A 1,909-nucleotide genomic window follows, 5' to 3' on the forward strand; every position below is an offset into this window, starting at 1 on the left:
TAGTGCCTGAACGGAAAAGCCGTTTTTTCAAAGTTTCCGCATCAAAGTGGGCGATTTATTTTTCAAAAAATTTTCCGGGCACATCAAAAACCAGTTATTTTCGGAATGCCTGTCATTTAATAAGAATTGTTCTCAATAACCTCAAGTTATAGGCGCACCCATCCTGTGGGTAACTTTCCAGGCTTGCAAAAAACAGCGTCAGGCCGCTAGCTTTTGTTTTTCAAGCAGCAGCCGTTGCCGCTCCGCGTCGCGTTTAATAGTGCCCAGTTTTTGAATATTGCGTGATAGCACGGCTAACGCCACATAACGTTCAAAGGCGTCAATACCGTGATCAGGGCATTTATCCAGGCCATGGACTTCCAAAGCATTAATAGCCGATTCAACGGCGGAATGTTGCCTTTTAGCATGCCTAAATTCCGGTGCGTACTCGCGTTCCTGATCGGCTTTGGAGAGCTTGCCTTTTTTGGGTAAAACAACGTGCTCAAGATGGTTTTTCAGTTCTTTTTGATTGTCCGGGCTATGGAAGCCCTGGTCAAAACTGCAGGCATTAAAACTCGGGAATTGCGCTTTAGTCGCTTTAACCATGGGTACGGCGACTTTCTCATCGGTGGTTTTTTGCATCACTTGGCTGTGCAAGATAAAGCCATGCGTGTCTTCCATGATGCAGACCCGCAAGCCCAATTCAACCGGGACACCGGCTTTGCCTTTACTGATCCATTCGGTATGCGGTTGAAACAAGGAAAAGACTTTTTCGGCATGAGGAATGGTTTCGTCTAAAATAGCGCGGCGTCTAATCTGATCAATTTGGCGCTCGGCATGCTGACTAAAGGTGTGTAGGTCAGCGAGATGTATTTCGGGGATTTTATAGTCGTTTTTCAAAACCTCGATACTGGTTTGAGCGCGGTCAAGATAGACCCCGGCCAGATCAATGTAGTCCTGGTAGGCTTGCTGGATCTCCCGTTCTTTAGCGGCTTTTTTGTCTTCATTTTTAGAGGTCGAATGCTTGAGCTTCTGCAGCTTGCGATACTGGCGTTTGAATTGACGCCGGTTACTTTCATGATTCCGCCAGCCGGGCAAGACATGCTGCGCATGCCATTTAGAACAGACCTGAATCAAAATGCGGATGGCGTCATACAACAAGTTGGTATCGGTGGGAAAATGCACATCCGTCTTTAAGACAAACGAATCGCAACGGCCGCGAATCATGGCATGAACATCAAGATCCAGTAAGCGATAACCGGCTCGAATGACTTCGACATTGATACGCGCCATGACCTTGGGTGTTAACAGTTCAAGATTGTCTTTCAAGGTTTGCAAGCAATAACGTTGGTCAACATCGAAACAGCCATGACCCAACATTTCACGCAGAGTTCTATGCTGATTGGCCAGCTCCAGAATACGATCGTAGTCCGCGTTCAAGCCCAAACGTAAGGCGCCTAATACCAAAATCGACCATTGATCCATTCCCGGACGCCCTTTAGTGATAGAGACGACCTTCTCTACCTCGTTGTCCACTTTTGTCGGCGCGACTTCCTCCAGGATTTTAAACACTGCCGCTCTTAATGGCAGGGTCGTGTAAATGTGCTGAAGACCCAGCAAGATGACCGGAATATCATCGCGGGAAGAGACATCGATTTGGATGTCGGAAATACCGACTTGGCCGATGCTCATTTGGAGCGGAAATACGTTTCTCATAGGGCTTTTTTTAACGAAGTTTTGACAGTTTGACGCGCTGATTAAGGGCCAGATTACGCTAATCTTATTTCTTGAAAAAGAATACTATTAATTATCAGCAGGTTACTAATATTAAGCAGTTATCAAGCCATAAAGGATTTGGCGAATCTTCAACGACCAATTATATCATAACTTGTTGTTTTTTATATGATAAAAGATTATCGTTCAGGCACTA

General features: G+C 45.6%; 1 protein-coding gene. It reads right to left on the minus strand.

Annotation, left to right across the window (positions count from 1 at the left end; all coding sequences use genetic code 11):
- Positions 1-198 precede the first annotated feature (198 nt).
- Complete coding sequence (locus Q7V21_RS04860; protein ID WP_304916201.1) at positions 199-1,695, minus strand: ISNCY family transposase; 1,497 nt, start codon at positions 1,693-1,695, stop codon at positions 199-201.
- Positions 1,696-1,909 lie beyond the last annotated feature (214 nt).

This window comes from Methylophaga sp., from assembly GCF_030651745.1.

Coding starts and splice junctions, on each gene's coding strand:
- Q7V21_RS04860 (WP_304916201.1), bottom strand. CDS start 1,695: ATGAGAAACGTATTTCCGCTCCAAATGAGCATCGGCCAAGTCGGTATT.